The sequence below is a fragment of the Bacillus canaveralius genome (genome assembly GCF_002860125.1).
GTDB classification, from domain to species: Bacteria; Bacillota; Bacilli; order Bacillales; family Cytobacillaceae; genus Bacillus_BJ; species Bacillus_BJ canaveralius.
In genome coordinates this window covers 1-25722 of the sequence record NZ_PGVA01000034.1, presented here as the reverse complement: position 1 = coordinate 25722, position 25722 = coordinate 1, and the positions used below count along the sequence as shown (strand labels likewise).

Annotated in this window: 22 protein-coding genes; 1 reads left to right on the top strand and 21 read right to left on the bottom strand. The window is 43.5% G+C overall.

Annotated elements, in window-relative coordinates; all coding sequences use genetic code 11:
* Nucleotides 1–216 precede the first annotated feature (216 nt).
* The 14 genes from CU635_RS14860 to CU635_RS14795 all read right to left on the bottom strand — a co-directional run bounded on the left by CU635_RS14860 (nt 217) and on the right by CU635_RS14795 (nt 16625).
* Nucleotides 217–1251, bottom strand: coding sequence for a glyceraldehyde-3-phosphate dehydrogenase (locus CU635_RS14860; RefSeq protein ID WP_101578165.1), 1035 nt, complete (start codon nt 1249–1251; stop codon nt 217–219).
* 173 nt (nt 1252–1424) lie between these two features.
* Nucleotides 1425–2027: a dephospho-CoA kinase gene (gene coaE / locus CU635_RS14855; RefSeq protein ID WP_101578164.1), complete on the bottom strand. Its 603-nt coding sequence runs from the start codon at nt 2025–2027 to the stop codon at nt 1425–1427.
* Nucleotides 2028–2048: 21 nt separating this feature from the next.
* Nucleotides 2049–2684 (bottom strand): sporulation membrane protein YtaF, encoded by a 636-nt coding sequence (ytaF, locus tag CU635_RS14850; RefSeq protein WP_101578163.1) that lies wholly within the window; start codon nt 2682–2684, stop codon nt 2049–2051.
* Nucleotides 2685–2790: 106 nt separating this feature from the next.
* Nucleotides 2791–3615 carry a DNA-formamidopyrimidine glycosylase gene (gene mutM, locus CU635_RS14845; RefSeq protein WP_101578162.1) on the bottom strand — a complete coding sequence of 275 codons (825 nt, stop codon included), beginning with the start codon at nt 3613–3615 and terminating at the stop codon, nt 2791–2793.
* Nucleotides 3616–3638: 23 nt separating this feature from the next.
* Nucleotides 3639–6272 (bottom strand): DNA polymerase I, encoded by a 2634-nt coding sequence (gene polA / locus CU635_RS14840; RefSeq protein ID WP_101578161.1) that lies wholly within the window; start codon nt 6270–6272, stop codon nt 3639–3641.
* 190 nt (nt 6273–6462) lie between these two features.
* On the bottom strand, nt 6463–7398 hold the full coding sequence (hflC, locus tag CU635_RS14835) for a protease modulator HflC (protein WP_101578160.1): 936 nt from the start codon (nt 7396–7398) through the stop codon (nt 6463–6465).
* Nucleotides 7391–8368, bottom strand: a complete 978-nt coding sequence (gene hflK, locus CU635_RS14830; protein WP_101578196.1) for an FtsH protease activity modulator HflK — start codon at nt 8366–8368, stop codon at nt 7391–7393. Before hflK ends, hflC begins: the two co-directional genes overlap by 8 nt.
* Nucleotides 8369–8622: 254 nt before the next feature.
* Nucleotides 8623–10389, bottom strand: a complete 1767-nt coding sequence (gene pnpS / locus CU635_RS14825; RefSeq protein WP_101578159.1) for a two-component system histidine kinase PnpS — start codon at nt 10387–10389, stop codon at nt 8623–8625.
* Nucleotides 10386–11102, bottom strand: a complete 717-nt coding sequence (locus tag CU635_RS14820; RefSeq protein ID WP_101578158.1) for a response regulator transcription factor — start codon at nt 11100–11102, stop codon at nt 10386–10388. Before CU635_RS14820 ends, pnpS begins: the two co-directional genes overlap by 4 nt.
* Before the next feature lie 215 nt (nt 11103–11317).
* Entirely contained in the window at nt 11318–11794 is a 477-nt protein-coding gene (locus CU635_RS14815) for a MaoC/PaaZ C-terminal domain-containing protein (protein WP_101578157.1), read from the bottom strand.
* A gap of 321 nt (nt 11795–12115) precedes the next feature.
* Nucleotides 12116–13054: a malate dehydrogenase gene (gene mdh / locus CU635_RS14810; protein WP_101578156.1), complete on the bottom strand. Its 939-nt coding sequence runs from the start codon at nt 13052–13054 to the stop codon at nt 12116–12118.
* Nucleotides 13055–13146: 92 nt separating this feature from the next.
* Nucleotides 13147–14415: an NADP-dependent isocitrate dehydrogenase gene (icd, locus tag CU635_RS14805; RefSeq protein ID WP_101578155.1), complete on the bottom strand. Its 1269-nt coding sequence runs from the start codon at nt 14413–14415 to the stop codon at nt 13147–13149.
* Nucleotides 14416–14610: 195 nt separating this feature from the next.
* Nucleotides 14611–15732: a citrate synthase gene (gene citZ, locus CU635_RS14800; RefSeq protein WP_101578154.1), complete on the bottom strand. Its 1122-nt coding sequence runs from the start codon at nt 15730–15732 to the stop codon at nt 14611–14613.
* A gap of 434 nt (nt 15733–16166) precedes the next feature.
* Nucleotides 16167–16625, bottom strand: coding sequence for a DUF441 domain-containing protein (locus CU635_RS14795; protein WP_101578195.1), 459 nt, complete (start codon nt 16623–16625; stop codon nt 16167–16169).
* A gap of 216 nt (nt 16626–16841) precedes the next feature.
* On the opposite strand from CU635_RS14795, the gene ytvI reads away from it, so the two are divergent.
* Nucleotides 16842–17969, top strand: a complete 1128-nt coding sequence (ytvI, locus tag CU635_RS14790; RefSeq protein WP_101578153.1) for a sporulation integral membrane protein YtvI — start codon at nt 16842–16844, stop codon at nt 17967–17969.
* 137 nt (nt 17970–18106) lie between these two features.
* On the opposite strand, the gene CU635_RS14785 is transcribed toward ytvI, so the two are convergent.
* The 7 genes from CU635_RS14785 to ystJ form a co-directional block, all read right to left on the bottom strand.
* Nucleotides 18107–18493 (bottom strand): FxsA family protein, encoded by a 387-nt coding sequence (locus tag CU635_RS14785; protein WP_101578152.1) that lies wholly within the window; start codon nt 18491–18493, stop codon nt 18107–18109.
* A gap of 119 nt (nt 18494–18612) precedes the next feature.
* Entirely contained in the window at nt 18613–20373 is a 1761-nt protein-coding gene (pyk, locus tag CU635_RS14780; protein WP_101578151.1) for a pyruvate kinase, read from the bottom strand.
* A 33-nt stretch (nt 20374–20406) separates the two neighbouring features.
* Nucleotides 20407–21366, bottom strand: coding sequence for a 6-phosphofructokinase (gene pfkA / locus CU635_RS14775; RefSeq protein ID WP_101578194.1), 960 nt, complete (start codon nt 21364–21366; stop codon nt 20407–20409).
* Between the two features lie 366 nt (nt 21367–21732).
* Complete coding sequence (accA, locus tag CU635_RS14770; protein ID WP_101578150.1) at nt 21733–22710, bottom strand: acetyl-CoA carboxylase carboxyl transferase subunit alpha; 978 nt, start codon at nt 22708–22710, stop codon at nt 21733–21735.
* Nucleotides 22704–23573: an acetyl-CoA carboxylase, carboxyltransferase subunit beta gene (gene accD, locus CU635_RS14765; RefSeq protein WP_101578149.1), complete on the bottom strand. Its 870-nt coding sequence runs from the start codon at nt 23571–23573 to the stop codon at nt 22704–22706. The genes accA and accD overlap by 7 nt, the downstream gene beginning before the upstream one ends.
* A gap of 192 nt (nt 23574–23765) precedes the next feature.
* Nucleotides 23766–24329 carry a FadR/GntR family transcriptional regulator gene (locus CU635_RS14760; protein ID WP_245917488.1) on the bottom strand — a complete coding sequence of 188 codons (564 nt, stop codon included), beginning with the start codon at nt 24327–24329 and terminating at the stop codon, nt 23766–23768.
* A gap of 68 nt (nt 24330–24397) precedes the next feature.
* Entirely contained in the window at nt 24398–25636 is a 1239-nt protein-coding gene (gene ystJ / locus CU635_RS14755; RefSeq protein ID WP_101578148.1) for an NADP-dependent malic enzyme, read from the bottom strand.
* Nucleotides 25637–25722 lie beyond the last annotated feature (86 nt).

The following is a 25722-nucleotide window of genomic DNA, read 5'->3' as shown; positions in this document are numbered from 1 at the left end:
CAAAGAGGTCCTAACCCTTTAAGTAGCTATCCGTACCATATTTCAAGAAGTTCACGAGGAATAGTATACTTTGTTTATATTTTTTTTGCAACATATCAATTTAAAAAATTCTCGATCGATATTTGCGAAACGATTGTCGCATTTTATGATACTTTGGGTAAAAAAAATTCTATTAAAAAAGCTTGCCGCATAAACGGCAAGCTTTTTCCTTCTACTTTAATTGGCGACCTTGACCGCAGCTGTACTCATCATCTCCCGGGCCACAAATGTTGCAAGATCTACAACACGGCACGAATAGCCCCACTCATTATCATACCAGGCAAGAACCTTCACCTTGTTAGCACCGATTACAATCGTTGATAGGCCATCTATAATCGCTGAATGGGTATTCGTATTAAAGTCGATCGAGACAAGCGGTTCCTCAGTAAAGTCGAGAATTCCCTTTAAAGAACCGGTTGAAGCAGTAATGAAAGCATCATTTACCTCGTCCACCGTTACTTCCCGTTTTAAATCGACCACTAAATCAACGAGGGATACATTTGGTGTTGGAACGCGAAGCGCCATTCCATGCAGCTTTCCTTTTAATTGCGGCAGCACGAGTGATAAGGCTTTGGCTGCACCAGTTGATGTCGGGATGATCGATTGACCGCATGCCCGGGCACGGCGTAAATCTTTATGTGGATTATCGATATTTTTTTGATCGTTTGTATAAGCATGCACGGTTGTCATTAACCCGTTATCAATTCCAAACTTTTCATCGAGAACTTTAGCAACAGGCGCCAAACAGTTAGTCGTGCACGAGGCATTAGAAATGATATCGTGCTTATCAATATTTAATGCGCTTTCATTTACACCCATCACTATCGTGATATCTTCATTTTTCCCCGGAGCTGTTAAAATCACTTTCTTGGCACCTGCTTCAAGGTGCAGGGCGGCTTTGTCCCGTGAATTGAACTTACCTGTCGCCTCAATAACAATATCGATGTCCATTTCTTTCCATGGCAACTCAATTGGATCCCTGCTGCTCAATAATTTGACACGTTTTCCATTGACGTTTAGTGCATTTTCTTCCGGGAAAACATCGCCTTCAAATTTCCCATGATTCGTATCATATTTTATTAAATGGGCCAACGTTTCCGGCGGATAACTGGCATTGATGGCCACAATCTCAATGTTTTTTTCAAGAATGGCTTTTCTAAATACCATTCTTCCAATTCTTCCAAAACCGTTGATCGCAACTCTTGCCTTCATTTGACGGCTCCTTCCGCATTAGTGTTATACTTATTAAGCGATTTAACTGCTAATAGTATAACATATTGGATTGGATTTGTGATCTTTTTAATGCGGAATTTTAAAATGTTTTCCAACTGACAATCGTAATAACCTTTATTACACAACAAAGGAGAGGGAACATGCCCTCTCCTTTACTTTTTAAATCCCCAGCTTTTTAAAATTTGCATAAGCTGTTTTCTTGTTTCTTCAATTGTTCCATTATTATTGATGACTGCATCGGCAAGCTTCACTTTTTCTTTTAATGGCATTTGCGCATTGATTCTTGCGAGCGCTTCTTGTTCCGAAAAAGAGTTTCGGTTCATCAGCCTCGCTAATTGGACATCCGGATCAGTATAGACGAGGAGCACCTTGTCAACGATGCTCGTTAATTTACTTTCTAATAAAAGCGGGATATCCATGACGATCAGCTGTTCCCCATTTTCGAGCGCTGTTTCCCTTTTCAAAGCCATCCGTTCGCGGACTGCCGGGTGAACGATACGATTTAAAACGAGGCGCTTTTCTTCATCATTAAAAATAATCTCTCCGAGCTTGCTGCGATTAATTTCGAGATCGGCAGCGAGGATATCAGCCCCAAAGTAATCGACAATTTCCTGATGAGCACGCTCGCCCCTTTTGACAGCCGCACGCGCTTCTGCATCCGCATCAATTACGGTTAATCCCATTTCTTTCAGCATGTTCGCAACCGTGCTTTTTCCGCTCGCAATACCGCCTGTTAATCCTGCAACAAGTGCCATGGCGTATTCCTTTCTATCGGTTCACATTTTCCAGATTCCGATCATAATAAGAAGAATTCCGGGAACAAACGAAAATTTTTGCAACCAACCGTAAGTTGAAAACATCGAACCTGTTCTCATGCCGATAAAAACAAACAAAGAACTCATAACCGCGACCGTAACGGCGAGGTATAGCGGCGAAAAACCTAGCATTGCCGCCCCCACCCCTGCCCCGAATGCATCAAAAGACAGTGCAAGCCCGAGCAGCACAGCTTCAATTCCGGTGATCGTTCCCGATTTGTCAAGATCAGCCGCCATCGGCTTACGCAAAATATTTACAGCCAGTCCCAACGATTTGATTTCAAAATTGACAATTGTTTTTTCTTCGAACGAACCATCCTTTGTTTTTGCCGGGCGGAATACTTGAAATAAAATCCACGCCCCCAATAATACAAAGATTAATCCTCCAATGCGATCCGCCGCAGCTGTCGATAGAAAAGCTACTAATATACGCCCTACAGCCATAGCAGCCATTAACGAAGCGGCCGAGCAACAGGCAATGATGATGATGGATTTAAACGGAATCCGCATTTTTCTGAGCCCATACGTAAAGCCAACACTAAAACTGTCAAGACTGACAGCAAACGCCAATAATAGAAGTGAGATCATCTGCGTCATTAGTAGAGCCCCTTCCTGTCAATCGCTACATTAGTATATGGAAGGAGCCCATCCAATGTGAAACGGCGGGCAGTGTCTTTAGTATTTGCTTTTTAATGGAGCACAGTTATTTTTGGCATTGCGGGCAATAATGCGTACCCCTGCCGCCAACAACAGTTTTCTCGAGAGGCAGGCCGCAATGTTTGCATGGTTCATCTTTTCGTCCATAGACAAACAGCTCTAATTGAAACATCCCCATTTCTCCCTGCGAATTCACATAAGAGCGAACCGTGCTTCCGCCTTTTTCAACGGCTTCTGTTAATGTCGCGATAATTTCTTTGTATAAGCTCTTGAGCTCTTCGTTTGTAAGTGAATTGGCAATCCGTTCCGGATAAATTCCGGCTCTGAACAATGCTTCATCGACATAAATATTCCCGAGACCAACGACGATCGATTGGTCAAGAAGGGCTGTTTTAATTTTTCTGTTTGTTTTCGCCAGCTTCTCACGCAAATGCTCGATTGTAAAAGCTTCATCAAAAGGCTCCGGGCCGAGCTGAAGAAGCGGCAGTGATAGGAATTCTTCGCCTTTTTTGAATAAATGCATCGTTCCAAACTTGCGGACATCCCTATATCGAAGTTCTGTGCCATCGGTAAAATGAAAAATGACATGGGTATGCTTATCCACATCGTCTCCTTTATTAAAAAGGGCGTAGCGTCCCTCCATTCGCAAATGGGAAACAAGTGCATAATCATTCGTATAAAAAATTAAAAATTTCCCCCGTCTGCCAATTTCGATGATACGCTGACCCTGAAGAGCATCCGCAAATTGCGCTGCCTCTTCAGGAAGTTTAATGATCTTTGGCCAAAACACTGACACGTATTCAATCTCTTTCTCCAGCACTAAATTTTTTAATGTTCTTCTGACTGTTTCAACCTCTGGAAGCTCCGGCATATTCTCTCTCCTTTGTCCGGACGTTATTTTGCATCAAACCAGGTTGGTCCATAAGAATAATCGACCTTAAGCGGAACCTTTAAATCTACCGCGTTTTCCATTACTTCCGGGACAATCTTCTTCAGCCGCTCGATTTCATCTTTTGGTGCTTCAAAAATTAATTCGTCATGGACCTGGAGAAGCAATCTCGTTTTCAGCCCCTCTTCTTTTAACCTGGCGGCCATGTCAATCATTGCTTTTTTAATAATGTCCGCCGCACTTCCCTGGATCGGGGTGTTCATCGCTGTCCGTTCCGCAAAGCTGCGCAAATTAAAGTTGCGGCTCGTAATTTCCGGAATATACCTTCTGCGCTGAAGCAAGGTTGAGACATACCCTTTTTGCTTTGCTTCCTTGACGATATCTTCCATATATTCTTTAACACCGGGGTAGCTATCAAGGTAGCGTTCAATAAACAGCCCTGCTTCTTTCCGGCTAATCCCCAGACTTTGCGATAGACCGTAATCGCTGATTCCATAAACGATCCCGAAGTTGACTGCCTTTGCATGGCGGCGCATATTTCCTGTTACTTCGTCGGCGCTGACATGGAAAACCTGCATCGCGGTATTGGTATGAATATCAAGATCTTCCTGAAAGGCTTCGATCAATTTTTCATCACCGGAAATATGGGCAAGCACCCGCAGTTCGATTTGTGAATAATCTGCAGCGAATATAACCCAATCGGACTCCGATGGCACGAAAGCCTGCCTGATTTTCCTGCCTTCTTCAAGTCGGATCGGAATATTTTGCAGGTTAGGATCCGTTGAACTGAGCCTGCCTGTTTGCGTAAGCGCCTGGTTGAAGCGGGTATGAACCTTCTCTGTCCGCTGATCGACAACCTTTAACAACCCTTCAATATATGTAGACTGAAGTTTGCCAAGCTGGCGGTAGTGGAGAATATCCCTGACGATACTATGCTGATGCTCCAGTTTCTCCAGCACATCGGCCGAAGTTGAATAACCCGTTTTTGTTTTCTTAATCGCAGGCAGTCCAAGCTTTTCAAATAGAATGACACCGAGCTGCTTTGGTGAGTTTATGTTAAAAGCCTCGCCCGCATGTTCGTGGATACGTTCTTCTACTTCTTTTAGCCTGATCGTTAGTTCGTTGCCCATCGAGCGGAGTCTCTCAAGGTCAACCTTTACACCTTGCGACTCCATATCTGCAAGAATTAACGACAATGGCAGTTCCAAATCGGTGAACAGCTCATATTGCTGGTTATCCTTTAATTCCCCGGTTAATCTTTTTCCAAGAGCTGCCATCGCCACGGCTTTGCGAACCAAATGTTCGCCGAGTTTCTCTTCGGCTGGAATTTTCCGTTTGGCGCCTTTGCCGTAGAATGATTCGTCAGATTGGACATTTTTTATTCCGTAGCGATGAGCGATCGTGGCAATATCATCGATAGGCTCAGCCGGATTAATAATGTATGAGCCAAGCAAAATATCAAACGTAACACCCTTCAGGTGAATGTTATGATGGCGAAGCGAGACTTCAGAGCGTTTTGTATCATAGACCGTTTTCCGTTTGCTCTCATCTTCAGCCCATTTTTTAAAAGCTTCCGAGCGTAAAGCTGTTTCAGTCGAAAAAAAGTAGTTCCCTTTTTCACTGGCAACAGAAAAGCCGATGATGTCTGCATAATGATAATTGTCCTCGAGAACCTCTACATAAAAAGAGGTTTCATCTGCGAACATTCCGTCTGTCACTTCTTCAACTATGGTATATTCAATCTCCTCAAGCTTTGGATCGTCCGTTGCTTCCGTATCTGCACCGAGCTTGTCCAGCAACGAATTAAAACCAAGCTCTTTAAAGATTTTAATCACTTTTTCGCGCTGGTAGCCTTCATATTCAGCTTCAGAAGGCTTGATCGCAACTGGCGCTTCGGTCGTGATCGTAGCCAGTTCTTTACTCATTAATGCCTGGTCTTTGAATTCCTCGAGCTTTTCCTTCAACTTCTTCCCATTTACTTGGTCAATCGAGTTGAGCAGATTTTCAAGCGTCTCAAATTCCGCAAGAAGCTTGATCGCTGTTTTTTCGCCAATACCGGGCACGCCCGGAATATTATCGGAGCTATCACCCATTAACCCTTTCATATCAATGATTTGCGCTGGGGTAAGCCCGTATTTCTCTTTGATATGATCAGGGGTGTACGCTTCTATATCGGTGATTCCTTTGCGGGTAATGTTCACGGTCGTCCGTTCCGAGCTCAGCTGGGTCAAGTCTTTATCCCCGGATATGACTTTAACGGAATAGCCCTCTTTCTCAGCTTCCTTTGAAAGCGTGCCAATAATGTCATCGGCTTCATAGTTCTCAAGCTCATACGTTTTGATACTATACGCATCAAGCAGCTCGCGGATAAACGGAAACTGTTCCGATAGTTCCGGCGGCGTTTTCTGCCGTCCGCCTTTATATTCACTGAATGTTTGATGCCTGAACGTCGTTTTTCCCGCATCAAAGGCAACAAGGATATGTGAAGGTTTTTCATCCTCTAGAATTCTCATCAGCATCATCGTGAAGCCGTATACCGCATTCGTATGGATCCCTTTATCATTATTCAACAATGGCAATGCAAAAAATGCCCTGTAGGCAATGCTGTTCCCATCAATTAACACAAGTTTTTTTTCCACCGGAATTCCTCCTTATACCACCTAATCATCTATATTAAAAAAAGTGTCCCTGCACACAGGTCATCTTGTCAGGCGAGCTTCATTTCTATATGAAAAACCGCTATTTCCCTTCTTTATTCTATCATGAGTAGAATCAGAAAGGGAAATAACGGTCATGTGTGCATGATCCTAAAACAGACAATTACATTGTTTATTGTGTATTGCCAGTTAACAAGCTGGTATATGGAGAATCAGACGGGAGCACAACCACGGTTTCGCCGTTAATCGTTTTCTTGTACGATTCAAGTGTTCTAAACAATGAATAAAATTCCGGATCTTTTGAGAAGGATTGATTATACACCCTTGCCGCTTCCGACTCTCCTTCTGCACGAATCGTTTCTGCATCGGCCTGGGCTTTGGCAAGCATTTCTTTCACTTTCCTGTCTGTTTCTGCCTCAATCCGATTTTTTTCGGCGTCCCCCATTGAGAGATATTCCTGGGCAGTTGACTGGCGTTCGGAAATCATCCGGGTGTAAACTGATTGTTCATTCTCGCCCGGTAAATCCGTTCTCTTTATTCTTACGTCTGTAACGGTAATTCCATAATTCACATTGGCAAGCAGCTCATTGACTTTGTCGGTGACCCGGTCATTTAATGAACCGCGTGACGATTTTTCATCGTTAATGATCTCATCATAATTGAGCTGGCCAAGCTCTGTGCGAACAACTGAGTAGATGAACTCTTCCATCCTTGATTCCGCATTGATAACCGACCTGGCATTGGCAATCATTTTTTTCGGATCGCTAATTCTCCAGACCGCATAATTATCGATGAGCATTCTCTTTTTGTCTTTCGTATTGATTTCAGCCTCAGAGACATCGTATGTCATTTGGTGTTTTGGCAGGGTTGTAACACTTTGGACAAACGGGATTTTATAGTTTAAGCCCGGCTCGCTTTCAATCCTGACAACCTCACCAAACTGGCGGACAACCTTAAATTCGCCTTCCTTCACGATAAACAGGTTTGTAAAAATAAAGACTAAAACAAAGATAACAATGATCAAGAATATACCGGCTTTAATATAATTTCGCAATTGAAACCCGTTCGCAATCCTTTCCTTCATGCTAATCACTTTTTGATCAGTCATTATTCCCGCCCCCTTCCTGTTTCTTCTCGGCTTGAACCTTTGGCTGCTCTGTTTCAAGCGGTCGGATTGGGAAATACTTCATCGTGTTGCCATCATCATTCATAATATAGATCTCCGCTCCAGGCAAGACTTGCTCAAGCGTTTCGAGAACGAGGCGTTGTCTCGTGATATCCTGGTTATTTTGATATTGATCGTATAGCTTATCAAATACGGCTATTTCGCCGCGGGCCCGTTCAATCCGTTCAGTTTTATCGCCTGCAGCTCTTGAAAGCAAGGCATCTTTCTCACCTTCGGCTTCGTTCGTGCGCTGATTCTCATACTTTTTAGCTTCATTGATTTTTGTATTCATTGTTTCACGGGCACTTGTCACATCCGTAAACGCAGTGCGGACCTCTTTGTTTGGCAGTTCCACATCCTGCAGCTTCACACCTAAAACAGATATGCCAATATCATATTTTTCGATTAATGTCGCCAGCAGTTCCCTGACTTGCCCCTCAATTTCAGCTTTTCCCGATGTTAAGGCATCATCAATTTTCGAGCTTCCAATAATGCTTCTTAACGATGCAGACGTAGCATCATAGAGGATTTCTTGCGGATCTTCGGCATTATATAGATACTTGGAAGGGTCCGTAATTTTCCAATTGACAACCATGTCTGCCAATACGATATTTTCATCCCCTGTAATCATCTTTGTTTCATCCGGAAATTCTTTTATCTCTCCGTCTTTTTCTTCATAGCCAAATTGAAGGCTGAATGTTTCTTTCGATAGTTTTTCGACGCTTTGAATCGGCCATGGCATCTTAAAATGCAGGCCTGGTTCGTCAATTCCTTCCTCAACTTTGCCAAATGTAAGAATAACCGCCTGGTCAGACTCATCAACTGTATACCAGGTAGTAAATGCAACAATACTTAACACAATGACAAGCAGAACAATGCCGGAAATCGTGTAAATTCTCTTCAGGCTCATCATTTTCCCCTGCTCCCTTCCAAATCTTTTCTCTTTTCTTTGTATTACGCGGAAAAAGACGAAAGGTTTCAAAAATAATTGGGAGCTGCGGATTTGTAAAGTATCCATAAATAGAAAAAGACGAAAGCGGGGTCTGCTTTCGTCTCTCTCACTTGGCTCCTTGGATGAAGGGGTTTTTCAAATATGATTGTAACAACCCAATGTTAAGAAAAATTAAACACTATGTTAAAGTACTGTAAACTTCATCCAATTGGCAATTATTTATTTAGGCTTTTTAAAAGTTCGATAGTGAATTCTGTCCCTTTTCCGACATTGCTCCTGACAAAGATGCTGCCTTTATGCGCTTCGATAAGGTGCTTAACAATCGCAAGACCGAGGCCAGTTCCCCCTGAATTTCGGCTTCTTGCTTTGTCAACCCGATAAAAGCGTTCAAAGATGCGCGGAATTTCTTCTTTCTTGATTCCAATTCCAGTATCCTTTATCTGCACCGTGACCGTTTCCTCTGCCTCCTTGACAGAAACGGTCACCGTACCACCCTCAGGAGTGTACGTGATCGAGTTATTGATAACATTGATAAACACTTGTTTCAATCGGTATTGATCCCCTTCAATCTCGAGCTCACCTTGATCAGCTTCGAGGTGCAAGTCAATATTCTTTTCCTTCGCTTCCCCCTCTAAAATCGCAAAGACTTCATGTAAAGTTGAGATAAGATCGAGCGGCTGAACATTTAAAACAAATCCCTCTTTCTCCGTTTTCGATAAGTCGAGTAGATCCTGAATCAGCGACTGGAGTCTGTCACTTTCTTTTAAAATAATATTCAAAAACGCTTCAAGCGTATCTCTTTCGTTCATGGCTCCGTCCAATAGCGTTTCTGAAAAACCCTTGATCGAAGTAATCGGTGTTTTTAGTTCATGCGAAACGTTGGCGACGAAATCCTTTCTCATTTGCTCGAGCTTTTTCAATTCAGTAATATCATGAAAAACAAGCAAAATCCCCTTCCAAACGTCATTCGTTCCGATGATCGGCGCTCCATACACCTCAAAGTGGCGCCTTTCAATTGACAGGGGAATGAGCATTTGCTTTTTCACTCTTTGCTCTGTCATAAAAATCTCTTCAACCAGCTTTGAAATTTCTTTATGTTCAATCACTTCGTAATAGAGCTGGTATAGATATTTGGAAGGATCCACATTAAATATCTCTTTGTACGTACGGTTAATCATGTTGACATAGCCGCGGCTGTCAATCAGAACCATGCCGCTGCCCATATTTTCAATTAATGTTGTCAGCCTGTCCTGCTGCATCTCCTGCGCTTTCATCATATCCTGAAGATTTCGGGCCAGCACATTAATGGAAGCACTGAGCATGCCGGTTTCATCAATATGGTCTTCATATGTGCGGGCTCGATAATTACCTTTCGCCAGCTCAATCGCAACATTGGTTGCCGCTTCGACCGGCTTCGTGTAGCGGGTTGTAATTCTCGTCCCGAGCAAAATAATCACAAAAAGGGATATCCCAAGACTGACGATTAACAGCCACCATATTTGCGTATATGCGTTTTTCAGCTCACCCATTTTTGTGCTTAAAAACAGATAACCCATCTTTTCCCCATCTTGCATGATTGGCTTCCAATAATAATGGACGTCATACTCCCGGCCCAATTCATAGCCTGCTTCTTCATCTGCGCTGTCCTCGACAATTTGGCGAATAATTTCGTCATGCCTTATCACTTTAGCATCATTTAGTTCTCCGCTGTCAAAAAGAATATCGCCTTGTAAATCAGCAAACGTCACGCGCGCATCAAGCATATCGGCAATTGACAGGAATCTTTCCTGATTGATTGCGGCAATTCCCCCAATATCCTCAATGTACATTGAGACAAGCTTGCTTTCTTTTTCGAGTCTTTCATTAAATGAGTTCAAGTAATAGTTTTTAAATAATTGTCCAAGCAAAAGACCCAGTCCAAGCAAAACAGCCATAATTAACGTAATAAGCGCAAAAAGGAGCCTCGTCCGAAATCTTGTCATTCTCCTTTAGGCTCCTCCAGTTTATACCCGAGTCCGCGTATCGTCTTGATATAGACGGGCTTTTTTGTATTTGGTTCAATTTTTTCGCGGAGATGGCTAATATGAACATCGACAATTCTTGTATCGCCGGCAAAATCATAATTCCAGACTGCGCTTAATAGCTGGTCCCGGGTTAACACTCTTCCCTTATGCCTGGCCAGGTACAACAGCAGTTCAAATTCCTTCGGTGTCAGTTCTATTTGCTCTTCGCCAAAAAACGCTTCATAATGCTCTGGATATATTTTGATTTCCGCTATTTTAAGTGCGTCCGATTCTTCATGCTCGGTTTCTTTTGCTTCTAATTGGAACTGCGATCTTCTTAAAATCGCTTTAACCCTGGCGATCACTTCGCGCGGGCTGAAAGGCTTAGTCATATAATCATCTGCCCCTAATTCGAGGCCGAGGACTTTATCAAATTCATCATCCTTTGCCGTCAGCATTAAAATGGGCGTCAGCACCTTTTGCTGCCTTAGCTGTTTGCAAACTTCAATGCCATCCAGCTTCGGAAGCATTAAATCAAGAATAATCAGGTCGGGTTCTTCAAGCAGGGCAAGGTTTTTCCCTTCCTCACCATCCATAGCCGTAACAACCTTGAATCCAGACTGCTCCAAATTATATTGAAGCAATGTTACAATCGATTGTTCATCATCGACAACCAGCACTTTTTTGTCCATAAAAGCCTCCGATATAATTAAATTCCCCCATCAAGCCGTGAATCCAAGATCCATAAACTTATTATAATATATTTTCAGCATGTAAGAGCAATTGATGTATCAAACTCAAATAAGTTACGATAAACTCGCCGGGGAATCGTGATTCAAGGGCGAGCAATCGAGCCCATTCTCCGGATATAAAAAATGAGATATGCGTTTGCATATCCCAGAGAAGATTAAAAATTATCAAGTGCCTGTCCGTCCATCGCTGCCGGTTCGTAGGGAGGGCACACGGAAACGGAACCATTAATAACGGTTTCTCCGTGTTCATCCGTGGCATGGATGGTGATCTGAACAGTTTTGTTTTCTTTGTTAACGTTTGTCACTTCAAACAGAAATTGAACGGTTCCATAATGGTAAACCGGATTTGTAAATTCAATCTCAGTTTTTAAAATATGGCTGCCGGGACCGGGTAAATATTTCGACACAGCTGATGTTATAATACCCGTTAGCATAATGCTCGGAACAATCGGCTTTTTATAAGGCGTTTGCGATGCATAATCATGTTGGATATAAAGTGGATTTGCATCATTCGTTAACCCTAAAAAGAGCAGCAAATCTTTATCCTCAATTTTTTCTGTTAATGTCAGCTTTTCACCGACCGAAATCTCTTCGATTCTCCTGCCGAGCTTTCGCTTTTTTCCGAGTAACATTCGCCTGCGCACCCCTCTTTACATATGATACTGAAACGACAAAAGCAGACCTGGTCTTCTTATTATATTACCTCAGTCTATTTCTATTATTCTTATTTTATAACATGCTTGAATAAATTTCATAAAGCATTTCTTAATTGAAAAAACGAACAATTATTTTAAAGTAAATTAGTATTATATTGAATCATCCTGGTTTGTTGAGACAATTTAATTCGTTTTCGGTTTAGCTTATTACATTGTGAAATTACTCGCTTAAAAAAAATTCGGGGAAAGCCCCCGAATTTAGTAACCCTTTTTCAGAAAGAACCGGCACAGCGTCCCTTAAGCAAGAACAGTCATTACATTGCGAACCGCTTCAGCTGATTTATCAAGAGCTGCCTTTTCATCTGCGGTTAATTCAAGTTCGATTACTTTTTCAATGCCATTACCGCCCAGAATCGTCGGTACTCCAAGATAAATTCCGTCATAACCATATTCTCCTTCAAGATAAGCAATCGAAGGAAGAACACGGCGCTGATCTTTAAGAATAGCTTCGCACATTTCGACGAGAGAAGCAGCCGGAGCATAGTAGGCGCTGCCATTGCCGAGCAGGTTGACAATTTCACCGCCGCCTTTGCGCGTGCGCTCAACAATTGCTTCAAGGCGCTCTTTCGGAATAAGCGCTTCCAAAGGAATGCCTCCTGCATAGGAATAGCGGACAAGCGGTACCATCTCATCTCCGTGTCCGCCCAAGACGAAACCAGTGATGTCTTTAACGGAAACATTTAATTCCTGGGCGACAAATGTCCGGAACCGTGCTGAATCAAGAACGCCCGATTGGCCTATGACCCTGTTTTTAGGGAAACCGGATTCTGTAAAAACAGTGTACGTCATCGCATCGACCGGATTTGTCAGGACAACTATAAAGCTGTCAGGTGAATGTTTAACAATCTCGCTGGCAACGCTTTTCATAATTTTTTGGTTTGTCTGTACTAAATCATCGCGGCTCATACCAGGCTTCCGGGCAATCCCTGCAGTAATCACGACAATATCAGAATCCTTTGTGTCCTCATAGCTGGAAGTGCCGGTAATGTTTGCATCAAATCCCTGCACAGGGCTGGCCTCAAGCATGTCTAAAGCCTTCCCCTTAGTCGGATTTTCCATTTGCGGAATATCAACGAGCACAACATCGCCCAGCTCCTTTTGCGCAAGTAAAAAGGCCGTTGTTGCACCAGTAAATCCCCCACCAATTACTGAAATCTTTTTGCGTTTCAATGACATTGCAATTTCCCCCTTTGTTTTGTCCCATTCCAATTGTTCGTTATGTAAGCGGCCGTTCGTTTAAGAACAACCGCCCGGTTAACTTGTTGATGTTACTCCATATTCTTGATTAATTCGTCGCCGAATTCAGAACATTTTACCTCTGTGGCACCGTCCATCAGACGGGCAAAATCGTAAGTGACTACTTTTGAAGCAATTGATTTTTCCATGGATTTGACGATCATATTCGCTGCTTCCGTCCACCCTAAATGTTCAAGCAGCAATACTCCGGAAAGAATAACGGATGAAGGATTCACCTTGTCCAATCCGGCATACTTTGGTGCTGTTCCATGTGTCGCTTCAAAAATGGCATGTCCGGTTTCATAATTTATGTTGGCGCCCGGGGCAATCCCAATTCCGCCAACCTGTGCAGCAAGTGCATCAGAAATATAGTCGCCATTCAGGTTCATCGTCGCAACAACATCAAATTCTTTCGGACGAGTGAGAATCTGCTGCAGGAAGATATCTGCAATCGCATCCTTGATAATGATTTTGCCGGCTGCATCAGCTTCGGACTGAGCTTTATTGGCAGCTTCTGTACCTTGCTCGTCTTTAATACGGTCATACTGGGCCCACGTAAAGACTTTATCCGCGTATTCTCTCTCCGCCAGCTCGTAGCCCCAATTTTTAAAGGCACCCTCAGTAAATTTCATAATATTCCCTTTATGTACGAGTGTGACAGACTTGCGCCCTTCCTTAATCGCATAGTCAATCGCAGCACGGACTAAACGGCTTGTACCTTCCTCTGAAACAGGTTTGATCCCGATTCCCGAAGTTTCAGGGAAACGGATTTTGTTTACGCCCATTTCAGTTTGCAGGAAATCAATTAATTTCTTCACTTCATCCGAGCCTTTTGCATATTCAATGCCGGCATAAATATCTTCCGTGTTTTCACGGAAAATAACCATGTCCGTATCTTGTGGGCGCTTAACCGGTGATGGTACCCCTTCAAACCACCGGACAGGACGCAGGCAGACAAATAAATCAAGTTCCTGGCGCAGTGCCACGTTTAATGAGCGGATGCCGCCACCGATTGGTGTTGTTAACGGTCCTTTTATCGCGATTAAATATTCATTAATCTCTGCCAAAGTTTCTGCTGGCAGCCATTCACCAGTTTGGTTGAAGGCCTTTTCGCCGGCCAATACTTCTTTCCATACAAGCTTGCGCTCACCTTTATAAGCTTTTTCTACTGCTGCATCCAAAACTCGTGAAGATGCGGCCCAAATGTCCGGTCCTGTACCGTCTCCCTCAATAAAAGGTACAATTGGATTATTAGGCACGTTTAATGCCCCGTTTTTCACCGTAATCTTTTCACCCTGCATTCTTTTTTCCCTCCAAGTTCGTTGAAAAGCCCCGGGCCATGTGTCGTTTGCGCAGTCCTTTAGTTGGACAGCTAAACCAGATGTCAGCCGGGCCTTTCTATACTGAATCGAAGGTTAGAAGGGCTTTAAACTTCTAACCTTGGTCCCTCTTATTCTACTACAGCCCTTTTTGACAAAAAAGTAAAAAGAGATTCTTTATGACTGCCTTTGCTCGATAGGAACATAATTTTGCATGCCTGGTCCTGTATAATCAGCGCGAGGGCGGATTAATCGGTTGTTTTCATATTGCTCCAGAATATGGGCAAGCCAGCCGGACACACGGCTCACAGCAAAGATCGGTGTAAAAAGATCATGATCAATACCAAGGCTGTGATAGACAGATGCAGAATAGAAATCGACATTAGGCGGCAGATTCTTTTCCCCGGTTACAATCGCTTCAATTTTTGTCGACATTTCGTACCAGTGCGGCTCGCCCGTAAGATGCGTAAGTTTTTCCGACATCTCTCTCAAATGTTTCGCACGTGGATCCCCCTGCCGGTAGACTCGATGCCCGAAGCCCATGATTTTCTCTTTCTTTTCAAGCTTACCCCGGACGTACGATTCAACATTATCCAACGTTCCAATTTCAGTAAGCATCTTCATCACCGCTTCATTTGCCCCGCCATGCAAAGGACCCTTTAACGCGCCAATGGCCGCGGTTACGCCGGAATAAACATCAGACAATGTTGCCACACAAACGCGCGCAGTGAATGTAGATGCATTCAATTCGTGGTCGGCATGAAGAACTAAAGCTTTGTTAACCGCCTCGACCGCAATATCTTCAGGTTCGTTTCCTGAAAGCATGTACAGGAAGTTAGCTGCAAAACTCAAATCCGTTCTTGGTGCAATAGGCTCAAGCCCTTTTCGAACGCGGGCAAACGCTGTAACAATTGCCGGCATTTTTGCCTGTAAACGGATTGCTTTTGTATAGTTTGATGCTTCATCCATGGAATCAGCTTCTTCATCATACAAACCCAATAACGACACTGCAGTGCGAAGCGCAGCCATTGGGTGGACTTTATTGATCGGATACATTTTGAAATGGTCCAGTACTTCCTTTGGCAATGCAGCATTTTCAGCGAGCTGTGTTTTCAGTTCCTTAAGCTCGGCACTGGTTGGCAGCTTGCGATGCCATAAAAGGTAAATAACTTCTTCAAAGCTGGCATTTACTGCCAGATCATCAATGTCATAACCAACATAGGTTAAAGTGTCATCGATGATGGAACTAATTGAGGAAGTTGTAGCAACTACCCCTTCAAGACCTCTTGTTACTGTCATAAGAATCTCTCCTTTACGTATTAAAAATTCCCCATTCCCATTCGTCTGTAAACATTATAATAGAGCTGGAAACCAACCATTTCCAGCAGATCAGAAATTAAGCTTTTCTGATATTGTAATATAAGGCCAGGAATATGGCCCAATAAGCCGGCTTTATGGGCCGATCGACAGACCAAATTTTGCATCTATTACGCTATTATTTGCCAAATCGAGCGCTTGCTCAGAAAACGGCTAAAAAGAAAATGCTTACATTTCCAGATAGTTAAAAAATAAACAAAACAATAAATTGATAGCATGCGCTTACAAGTCCTATTATAAACAATTATCAGATTTTTGTGAACGAAAAGAATCTAAAATGTGAAAAAATTATTATTTTATAAAAAAAATAAAGGCTAAAATTGCCGAATGAGAAAAGACTGAATGCATCCCTGCTTTCATTTGAATAGCTCAAATATTTTCATTGCTATATAAGCAATACCTGCTCCAATCAGCGGACCTACCGCTATGCCTTTGAAAAGAGAAACCGCCAAAATCGTTCCAAGCACAAGGGCCGTCGTAATATGAGGGTCTTCCGCCAGCAGGGTTATTCCTCCTTTTGCAATCAAAGCAACGGCCATTCCAGAAAGCAGGGCGATCCAGGCGTATGGCGATTTAAAAGCAGCAGTTAAATCCTTCAGGCCAATTTCCCCGGCTGCAATCGGGGCCAGAACGGCAATCGTAATGATGGTAACTCCCCAGTTGATTCCCTTTGACTGAATATAAGTGAAAATTTTCGAGTCAACACCAACCAGTTTTAACGCTAACAGAACCGCTACAGCAAACATTAACGATTGGTTTTTTGCTATAAACCCTATGACCAATAGAATAATCATAAATATTAAAGGCCCTGACATATGGATCACCCTTCCGCTGTTAATATTATTGCAACATAACAAGGGATTTTCAACTTCCGCTGCCATAACTATTTCACACACCATCGACGCTTAGCCTTCACAATTGGAAGGAAAAAAATGCGGTTGTTGAGAATAAATGTTAAAATGATAAATACGAATATTAAAATTGCACCAGTTGTTGTTTACATACAATCAGCTCATATAGGGGGGGTATTTTTGAATCCGTTATACATACAAAGATCATTAAGATTTATTTTTGTTGTCGCAATCATCGTTTTATCCGTGATTGCTGTTTATCACGTATCAAAAGTTACTTATCCTTTTTTGATTGCCATTCTGATTGCGCTCTTCATTAATCCGCTCGTTGGATTTTTTGAAAAAAAAGGACGTATCCCGAGAGGACTTGCTGTTATTCTCGCTTTAACGATAATTATTGCCATTTTTGCCGGTCTCATCACTTTGCTTGTTGCCGAAATCGTCTCCGGAGCAGATTATCTTGCAAACATGGTACCGACACATCTGGACAAGCTAATTGATTACATTGAAGAATTTTTCGTTGCTCAACTCATCCCTTTATACAACCAGCTGACAGGCTTATTCAACAACCTGGGGGCAGGTCAACAGGATACGATCATCAGCAATATCGAGAATGCCGGCAGAACAATCGGGACAACCGTAGGAACTTTTATCAAAAGCTTTTTCGAAAACATTCCCGCGGTTATCTCGTGGATTCCCAATGCGGCAACCGTAATAATTTTTTCCTTGCTTGCAACTTTCTTTATCAGCAAAGACTGGGACCGGCTTTCTGCATGGTTCGGAAAACTTATTCCGACACGCGCCAAAACAAGCGGCAAAACAGTTTTTGCAGACCTGAGAAAGGCTTTATTTGGCTTTGCCAAAGCCCAGGCCACCTTGATCGCGATTACAACCATTATTATTCTAATCGGCCTGCTTATCCTTCGTGTGGACTATGCAATCACCATTGCCCTTGTCACCGGGCTAGTTGATATCATCCCATATCTCGGTACAGGAGCTGTATTTGTTCCATGGATTATCTACTCGATCATCTCGGGAGATGTCAGTCTTGCAATAGGCCTTGGCGTCCTTTATCTGATCGTCATCGTTCAAAGACAGATAATGGAACCCAAAGTTCTCTCATCAAGCATAGGAATAGATCCGCTCGCAACACTCGTTGCTTTATTCGTCGGCTTCAAGCTGATCGGCTTTCTTGGCCTGATCATCGGTCCCGTAACCCTTGTCATATTAACTACTCTGCATAAAGCCAATGTTTTTCGCGACCTCTGGGCTTTTATAAAGGGTGATGACGAGCATCGGCCTGCATAATTTTTAAATAAACTTTTTGGGGAGCTCAGCCTTTAATAGGAGACTCCCCTTTCTTTATGACCAGTTGATGCACTGTTAATCTCAAAAATAAGAAACTCGCCGATTGGCGAGTTGAAGGCTCAAGCAAATAGCGATCGTTATCTGATAATGGTGACATGCCCTTTGTCAATCCACTTTTTAAAAGCTTTCAACAAGTAGATTTTTAAAACCTTTCTTGTTGGCGGGGCCAGCAACAGCAACCCTGCCACATCTGTAATAAAACCAGGAGTCAACAGCAGGGTGCCGCCGATTAACACACAGCCCCCGTCCAAAAGGGCATCTCCGGGAAGTTGACCATAGCGAAGCTGCTCCTGGATTCTGCGAATTGTTTGCAGTCCCTGCTTCTTTGCCAGGTAAGCTCCAAGAACTCCGGTAAACAAGATTAAAAATATCGTCGGCCAAACGCCCAAAATTTGGCCTGACAGCATTAAAACAGCGATTTCCGCTGCAGGTATAATGATCACTAATAAGAGAATAAAACGCATATTTTTTTACCTCCAGCAATCTGCATAAACACAAGTCCGTTTCATTTATTATACGATCTCTTTGTAAAAAACAACAAACAAAAAGAGAGGCGGGGCTTCCTCCGCCTCTCCCATATTTATTAAAGAACGCTTGCGTGACCGTTATAAATGACTCCCCTGGCAGAATCAACGGTGATGTCCTGGCCGTCTGTGAATATCTTTGTGGCGTCCTGGACACCGACAATGACAGGTATGCCAATGCTTAATCCCACGACAGCGGCATGGCTTGTTAAGCCGCCTTCTTCAGTAATTAACGCACTGCATTTTTCAATCGCAGGCACCATTTCCCGATCCGATCCGATTGTCACCAATATTGAACCGTCTTTCACCTTTGCAAGTGCTTCCTGGGCATTGTGGGCAACAACAACCTTGCCGAATGCTGACTTCCGGCCGATACCCTGCGCTTTTACGAGAACATCACCGACTACATGAATTTTCATTAAATTCGTAGTACCAGCCTCGCCGACCGGTACGCCGGCTGTAATGACAACTAAGTCCCCAGCTTTAACAATTCCGCTGTTCAAGCTTTCTGCTACGGCTCGGTCAAGCATTTCATCTGTCGTTGTTGACTCTTTACCCAATTGAGGATACACACCCCAAACAAGTGCCAGGCGCCTGCAGACAAAATCATTCGAGGTAACCGCAACAATCGGAACCTTCGGGCGATACTTGGAAATCATTCTTGCCGTATGACCGCTTTCAGTTGGGGTAATGATCGCATGCACATCCAGATTAAGAGCCGTATGGGCAACCGATTCTCCAATTGCATCGGTAATATTATGCTCGTTATCCTTGCTTCGTTTCGACAGGATCTCTTTATGATTTAAAGCCGTTTCCGCACGGCGGGCAATATTATTCATTGTTTGGACCGCTTCAACCGGATATGAGCCTGCCGCCGTTTCACCGGAAAGCATAATCGCATCAGTTCCGTCAAAAATGGCATTCGCCACGTCGCTCGCTTCCGCCCGGGTTGGCCGCGGATTGCGCTGCATGGAATCAAGCATTTGTGTTGCCGTAATAACCGGTTTTCCCTGAGCATTACATTTTTTGATCAACTGCTTTTGGACAAGCGGCACTTCTTCGGCCGGAATTTCCACTCCAAGATCACCACGGGCAACCATTAGGCCGTCAGAAACCTCGAGGATTTCATGAATATTATCGACGCCCTCCTGGTTCTCAATTTTCGGGATGATATGGATGTGCGAAGCATTATTATCCTGAAGAAGCTGGCGAATTTCCAAAACATCGGTCGCCCTGCGCACAAAAGAAGCCGCAATGAAGTCAACACCCTGCTCAATGCCAAATAGGATATCGTTCGCGTCTTTTTCTGTAATACCCGGGAGCTTAACTGCTACGCCAGGAACATTCACACCTTTTTTGTTTTTCAATACTCCGCCGTTTAACACCTTTGTCCGGATTTCATTATTTGCTTTATCAATTCTGATAACATCCAAAGCGATCAGGCCGTCATCAAGCAGAATTTTTGAACCCGTATGAACATCGTCAATCAACCCTTGATATGTAACCGAAAATTTCTGTGTTGTTCCGAGAACCTCGTTCATTGATACCGTGATCTCCTGGCCGGCCGTTAATTCAACTGCACCATTTTCCATATCATTGGTCCGAATTTCAGGACCTTTTGTATCAAGCAAAATCGCCACGGTATTCCCGCTGCGTTCTGCTGCTTCACGAATATTTTTGATCCGCTGGCCATGTTCCTCGAAATTGCCGTGTGAAAAATTCAACCGGGCTACATTCATCCCCGCTTCTATTAATTGAGAGAGCTTTTCGACCGATTCACTTGCAGGGCCAATCGTACAAACGATTTTAGTTCTTCGCATCTTCATTAAACCTCCTGTAAAATGAGGGACTTATTATATTGAAAGTTCCTTTGATAATTTATATAAGTCAAGATCCAGCGTATGTTCCTTTGCCAATGCCTCAATGAGATCATAATCTACAAGCCGGTTATTTTCTATTCCGACAGCACGTCCGCCTTTACCATCTATTAAAAGCTCTACGGCACGCGCTCCAAGACGGCTTGCCAGGACCCGGTCAAAAGCGGTCGGTGAGCCGCCGCGCTGCACATGTCCAAGCACGGTAACGCGCGTATCAAAGTCAATTGCTTCTTTTATTTGTCTTCCAAATTCTTCTCCACTCATCACGCCTTCGGCGACCACGATAATACTGTGCTTTTTGCCACGTTCCTGGCCTTTTTTGAGGCGACTTGCGATTTCACTTATATCATAATCTTCCTCAGGAATCAGGATCGTTTCCGCACCGCCCGCCAAGCCTGACCATAAAGCGAGGTCCCCGGCATTTCGTCCCATCACTTCAATGACAAATGTTCTTTCATGGGAGGAAGCAGTATCACGGATTTTATCAATCGCGTCAATGATCGTATTTAAAGCTGTATCAAAGCCAATCGTGTATTCAGTTCCCGGAATATCATTATCGATCGTGCCGGGAACACCGACGCATGGGAAGCCCTGCTCTGTTAACGCTTTTGCCCCCCTGTACGAACCGTCTCCGCCAATGACAACAAGCCCGTCAATGGAAAGCTTTTTTAATTGCTCAATTCCTTTTTGCTGGCCTTCCTTCGTTTTAAACTCCTCGCAGCGCGCTGAATAAAGAGCTGTACCGCCGCGGTGAATAATGTCCCCGACTGAACCAAGTTCAAGCTTTTTAATATTGCCGCTGATAAGCCCTGCATATCCTCCATAAACACCGTAAACTTCAATATTATGGTATATAGCTTTCCGGACAACCGCGCGAACAGCTGCATTCATTCCCGGCGAATCACCGCCGCTTGTCAATACTCCGATTCTCTTCACTGTCATCACCCCGATATTAATTAAAAAATATGTAAAAGTAATTACCCACATCAGATGCCAGGCAACTGCAGGCTCTTCATCCCAAGCCTGACGAGTCCCAAATATGCAGGGTGCTTTGACCGATTATTAGTGGTCCACAGCCTCTTTTCCATTATCTACAGAACACCCTTGAATATTTCTAAAATAACATGAAGATTCCCTTATCTCAACAGAATCCTCAACATAACTGATATAGACGGAATTATCGGTTAACTGGAAGCGTTTTCTCGAGAAAATTTCACTGAAAAGTCCCTGTTACCTACATATTCCTAGTGAAAATAATACATTTTTACTAAAAAAGAAAACGTGCTATAAAAGAGCACGTTTTTAGTTTACCCCGGCCATTTCATTTAAAAACGAATAATCACCAATTGCTTTATACTTTTCATAACGATGGGCGACAAGTTTTTCACCACTGAGTCCGGATAATTCTTTTAATGATTTTTTTAGGATAGAATTGATTTCCGCTGCCTGCTGCTTGACGTCATTATGGGCTCCCCCTCTGACTTCGGAAATAATCTGATCAATGATCCCAAGTTCCTTTAAATCAGGGGCGGTTATTTTCATGCTTTCAGCTGCCCGTTTTGCCTGGGATGCATCTTTCCATAATAAGGCGGCAGCTCCTTCAGGGGAAATCACTGAATAGGTCGAGTTCTCAAGCATGTGGATATGGTTGCCGACACCGAGTGCAAGCGCGCCGCCGCTTCCTCCTTCACCGATGACAATGCATACGATCGGCACTGACAAACTTGCCATTTCAAAAAGATTGCGGGCAATTGCCTCGCTCTGACCCCGTTCTTCAGCGGCTTTGCCGGGATAAGCTCCCTTCGTATCAATAAAGCATACAATTGCCCGGTTGAACTTCTCGGCCTGCTTCATTAGCCTTAATGCTTTGCGGTAGCCTTCAGGATGGGGCATGCCAAAATTGCGGCGAATATTTTCCTTCGTATCTTTTCCGCGCTGGTGGCCAATAACCGTGACCGGCATTCCATGGAACCTTGCAATCCCGCCAACGATGGCTTGATCATCACCAAAGGTACGGTCTCCATGGCTTTCAAAGAAATCGCTGAACAAAAGCTGAATATAGTCAAGTGTTGTTGGCCTGTTTGGGTGTCTGGCAATTTGAACCCTGTCCCAAGGTTTTATATTTTCGTATATATCCTTCTCAAGCTTTTCAAGCCTTTTTTCAAGCTTGTCTATTTCCGAAGACAAATCTACATCAGTGCTTTGCGTAAATTCCTTTAGCTCGGTTATTTTTTTCCTTAATTCTATAACCGGCCGCTCGAATTCGAGCTCTCCTACCACTTCAGGTCACCTCCAGGTGTATGGATATCAAGGATTACCCCGATTTGGTCCTTTAAATCTGCCCTTGGGATGACAGCATCAAGCTGACCATGCTTCAATAAAAATTCTGCGGTTTGAAAGTCCTCAGGCAATTCTTCGCGAATCGTTTGTTCAATAATTCTCCGGCCGGCAAAACCAATCAGTGCACCAGGCTCAGCAATATTATAGTCACCAAGGGACGCAAAGCTCGCTGAGACGCCGCCAGTTGTTGGATGGGTCATGATCGAAATCATTAAACCGCCGTTATCGCTGAATTTTTTTAGAGCGACACTCGTTTTCGCCATTTGCATTAAACTGAGCACCCCTTCTTGCATTCGGGCACCGCCTGAAGCCGTAAAGATAATAAACGGCAGCGAAAGTTCATCTGCTTGCTCAATCGCCCGGGTAATCTTTTCCCCGACGACCGAACCCATGCTTCCCATTCGAAAGGTCGCATCCATGACAGCGACAACGGTCTTAATCCCGTTAACAGTACCGGTCCCTGTAATGACAGCCTCATTTATATTCGTCTTTTGGCGGTCTTTTTCAAGTTTTTCTATATAATCGGGAAAGCCAAGCGGATTATTCGAGACCATGTCTTTATTTGATTCCTGAAAGCTTCCTTCATCGAGAAAGCTTTCGATCCGTTCCTGAGAATTCATTTGGTGGTGGTGACCACAGTGTGTGCACACCTTTAAATTTTTCACAAGCTCTTTCGTATACATGATTTTCTTGCATTTCGGACATTTCGTCATGATTCCTTCCGGAACATCCTGCTTTGCTGTTTCCGATGGTATAGTCGCATATTTTTTCTTCTTTGATTTTGTGAAAATCTCTTTGAGCAAAATGAAACCTCCCTTGTTCGTAACGCTCAAGCAATCCGGTCAAAGCGCGGAGTAAAATAAACGATGAATAAAAAAATATTTAAAATGAGCAATAAAAAATGATTAAGTGGCCAGACCACTAAAGCCTTAAGTATCCCCAAGGTTGTCTACAATATATATAAATAGCTGTTTGAATCGTGTAGGAACTTGTCATTAGTCATTCGACAAGTTTCTTAACTGCCTGTATACAGCAACAGATTGGTTCTGTTCTTTATTCATCATTGCTTTAACTAATGAAAGATAATCACTTTTGCTAAGATGATCATGCGATAAATTTAAAGAATTATAATAATCCTTCAAGATTGTCCACATTCGCCAAAACAAATGATTATCAGAAAGCTTAACAACTTTTGAAAAAAAATCGTCGTCCGTAACATCTGAGCTCTTTACCCATGCTTCAAGCTCATGAAGTTGTTCAAGCGGATTTCTTTGCTGGATCAGCCGCAGGCAATCCATTTCGATTAGATGCTTCGTTTCAGTAATATCCCGCTTAGCTTTATCGTCCTGAAGAATAAATGTGCTGAGCAATTCGACAAGCTGATGGCCGCGGAAATCGCGCAAAAATGTGCCTTCCCCGCGCCGTGTTTCGATCAAGCCTAACAGTTCGATTGCCCGCAATGCTTCCCTGACGGAAGAGCGCCCGACGTTCAGGCGCTCCGAAAGCTCGCGTTCAGAAGGAATTTTGTCACCAGGCTTAAGCCCGTCTTCTTCAATCATTTTTCTAAGCTGCTTCACGATTTCAATGTAAATCTTTGAATGGCGTTCTGAGGGATTCACTTTTTCCCTCACTCGCTTTTCCCGATAATGGCAAGGTGTCGGGTCTTCTCTTTTATTTCTTCAGGATCGACTTTAATTCGCGCAACACCCGTTTCCATTGCCGCTTTGGCTACAGCCGCTGCCACTTCGGGTGCTACCCTTGCGTCAAATGGGCCGGGAATTACATAGTCGGCATGAAGCTCATCCCCGGTTATCAGGCCGGCAATCGCTTCGACGGCAGCCACCTTCATTTTTTCATTGATATGTGTAGCCCGGACGTCAAGCGCACCCCTAAAAATACCCGGAAAGGCAAGGACATTGTTCACCTGGTTAGGAAAATCGGATCGGCCGGTTCCGATTACCCTTGCCCCGGCTTCTTTTGCATCTGCGGGCATAATCTCCGGATTCGGGTTGGCCATGGCAAAGATGATTGGATCGGCATTCATCTGTTTGATCATTTCGATCGTTAAAGCACCCTCAACGGAAACACCAATGAACACATCGGCACCGCTTAACACATCGGCAAGAGTTCCTTCTAATTTTGCCCGATTGGTATATTTGGCAACACCTTCTTTAATGCTGTTCATTCCTTGAGGGCGGCCTTCATATATGGCGCCTTTTGTATCACACATGATAATATCTCTGACCCCATAGCTGTATAACAGCTTAATAATCGCAATGCCAGCGGCTCCGGCACCGTTTGCGACCACTTTGATCTCGTTCATTTTTTTGCCGACAATCTTCAGGGCATTCACAAGGCCGGCAACGGTAACGATTGCAGTGCCGTGCTGATCATCATGAAAGACGGGAATATTCGTTTCTTTTTTCAAGCGTTCTTCGATCACAAAGCAATTTGGCGCGGCTATATCTTCAAGATTCACCCCGCCAAAGGTCGGTTCAAGAAGCTTGACGGTTTCAATAATCTTTTCAACATCTGTTGTCCCAAGACAAATCGGAAAAGCATCAACCCCTGCAAAGCTTTTAAACAGAACGGCCTTCCCTTCCATTACTGGCAAAGCAGCTTCAGGGCCGATATTTCCGAGTCCCAAAACTGCAGTCCCATCGGAAACAACCGCTACCATGTTGCCTTTCATCGTATAGTCATAGACCGTTTCCGGTTTGTCGTAGATTTCCTTACAAGGTTCGGCTACGCCCGGTGAATACGCAAGACTAAGGTCTCTTGCATTCTTAACTTCAACTTTGGATTTCGATTCTAGTTTACCTTTATTAACGCGATGCATGTGCAATGCTTCTTCACGTAAACTCAAATTTCCCCACCCCTTCATTCTTCAACGTATTGTCAAAAATTAAATATATAAATCAAGCAAATACATTGATATCAGAGGGTTTATAA

Coding starts and splice junctions, on each gene's coding strand:
- CU635_RS14860 (WP_101578165.1), bottom strand. CDS start 1,251: ATGAAGGCAAGAGTTGCGATCAACGGTTTTGGAAGAATTGGAAGAATG.
- coaE (WP_101578164.1), bottom strand. CDS start 2,027: ATGGCACTTGTTGCAGGATTAACAGGCGGTATTGCGAGCGGAAAAAGC.
- ytaF (WP_101578163.1), bottom strand. CDS start 2,684: ATGACGCAGATGATCTCACTTCTATTATTGGCGTTTGCTGTCAGTCTT.
- mutM (WP_101578162.1), bottom strand. CDS start 3,615: ATGCCGGAGCTTCCAGAGGTTGAAACAGTCAGAAGAACATTAAAAAAT.
- hflC (WP_101578160.1), bottom strand. CDS start 7,398: ATGACTGATCAAAAAGTGATTAGCATGAAGGAAAGGATTGCGAACGGG.
- hflK (WP_101578196.1), bottom strand. CDS start 8,368: ATGATGAGCCTGAAGAGAATTTACACGATTTCCGGCATTGTTCTGCTT.
- pnpS (WP_101578159.1), bottom strand. CDS start 10,389: ATGACAAGATTTCGGACGAGGCTCCTTTTTGCGCTTATTACGTTAATT.
- CU635_RS14820 (WP_101578158.1), bottom strand. CDS start 11,102: ATGGACAAAAAAGTGCTGGTTGTCGATGATGAACAATCGATTGTAACA.
- CU635_RS14815 (WP_101578157.1), bottom strand. CDS start 11,794: ATGTTACTCGGAAAAAAGCGAAAGCTCGGCAGGAGAATCGAAGAGATT.
- mdh (WP_101578156.1), bottom strand. CDS start 13,054: ATGTCATTGAAACGCAAAAAGATTTCAGTAATTGGTGGGGGATTTACT.
- icd (WP_101578155.1), bottom strand. CDS start 14,415: ATGCAGGGTGAAAAGATTACGGTGAAAAACGGGGCATTAAACGTGCCT.
- citZ (WP_101578154.1), bottom strand. CDS start 15,732: ATGACAGTAACAAGAGGTCTTGAAGGGGTAGTTGCTACAACTTCCTCA.
- CU635_RS14795 (WP_101578195.1), bottom strand. CDS start 16,625: ATGTCAGGGCCTTTAATATTTATGATTATTCTATTGGTCATAGGGTTT.
- CU635_RS14785 (WP_101578152.1), bottom strand. CDS start 18,493: ATGCGTTTTATTCTCTTATTAGTGATCATTATACCTGCAGCGGAAATC.
- pyk (WP_101578151.1), bottom strand. CDS start 20,373: ATGCGAAGAACTAAAATCGTTTGTACGATTGGCCCTGCAAGTGAATCG.
- CU635_RS14760 (WP_245917488.1), bottom strand. CDS start 24,329: ATGATTGAAGAAGACGGGCTTAAGCCTGGTGACAAAATTCCTTCTGAA.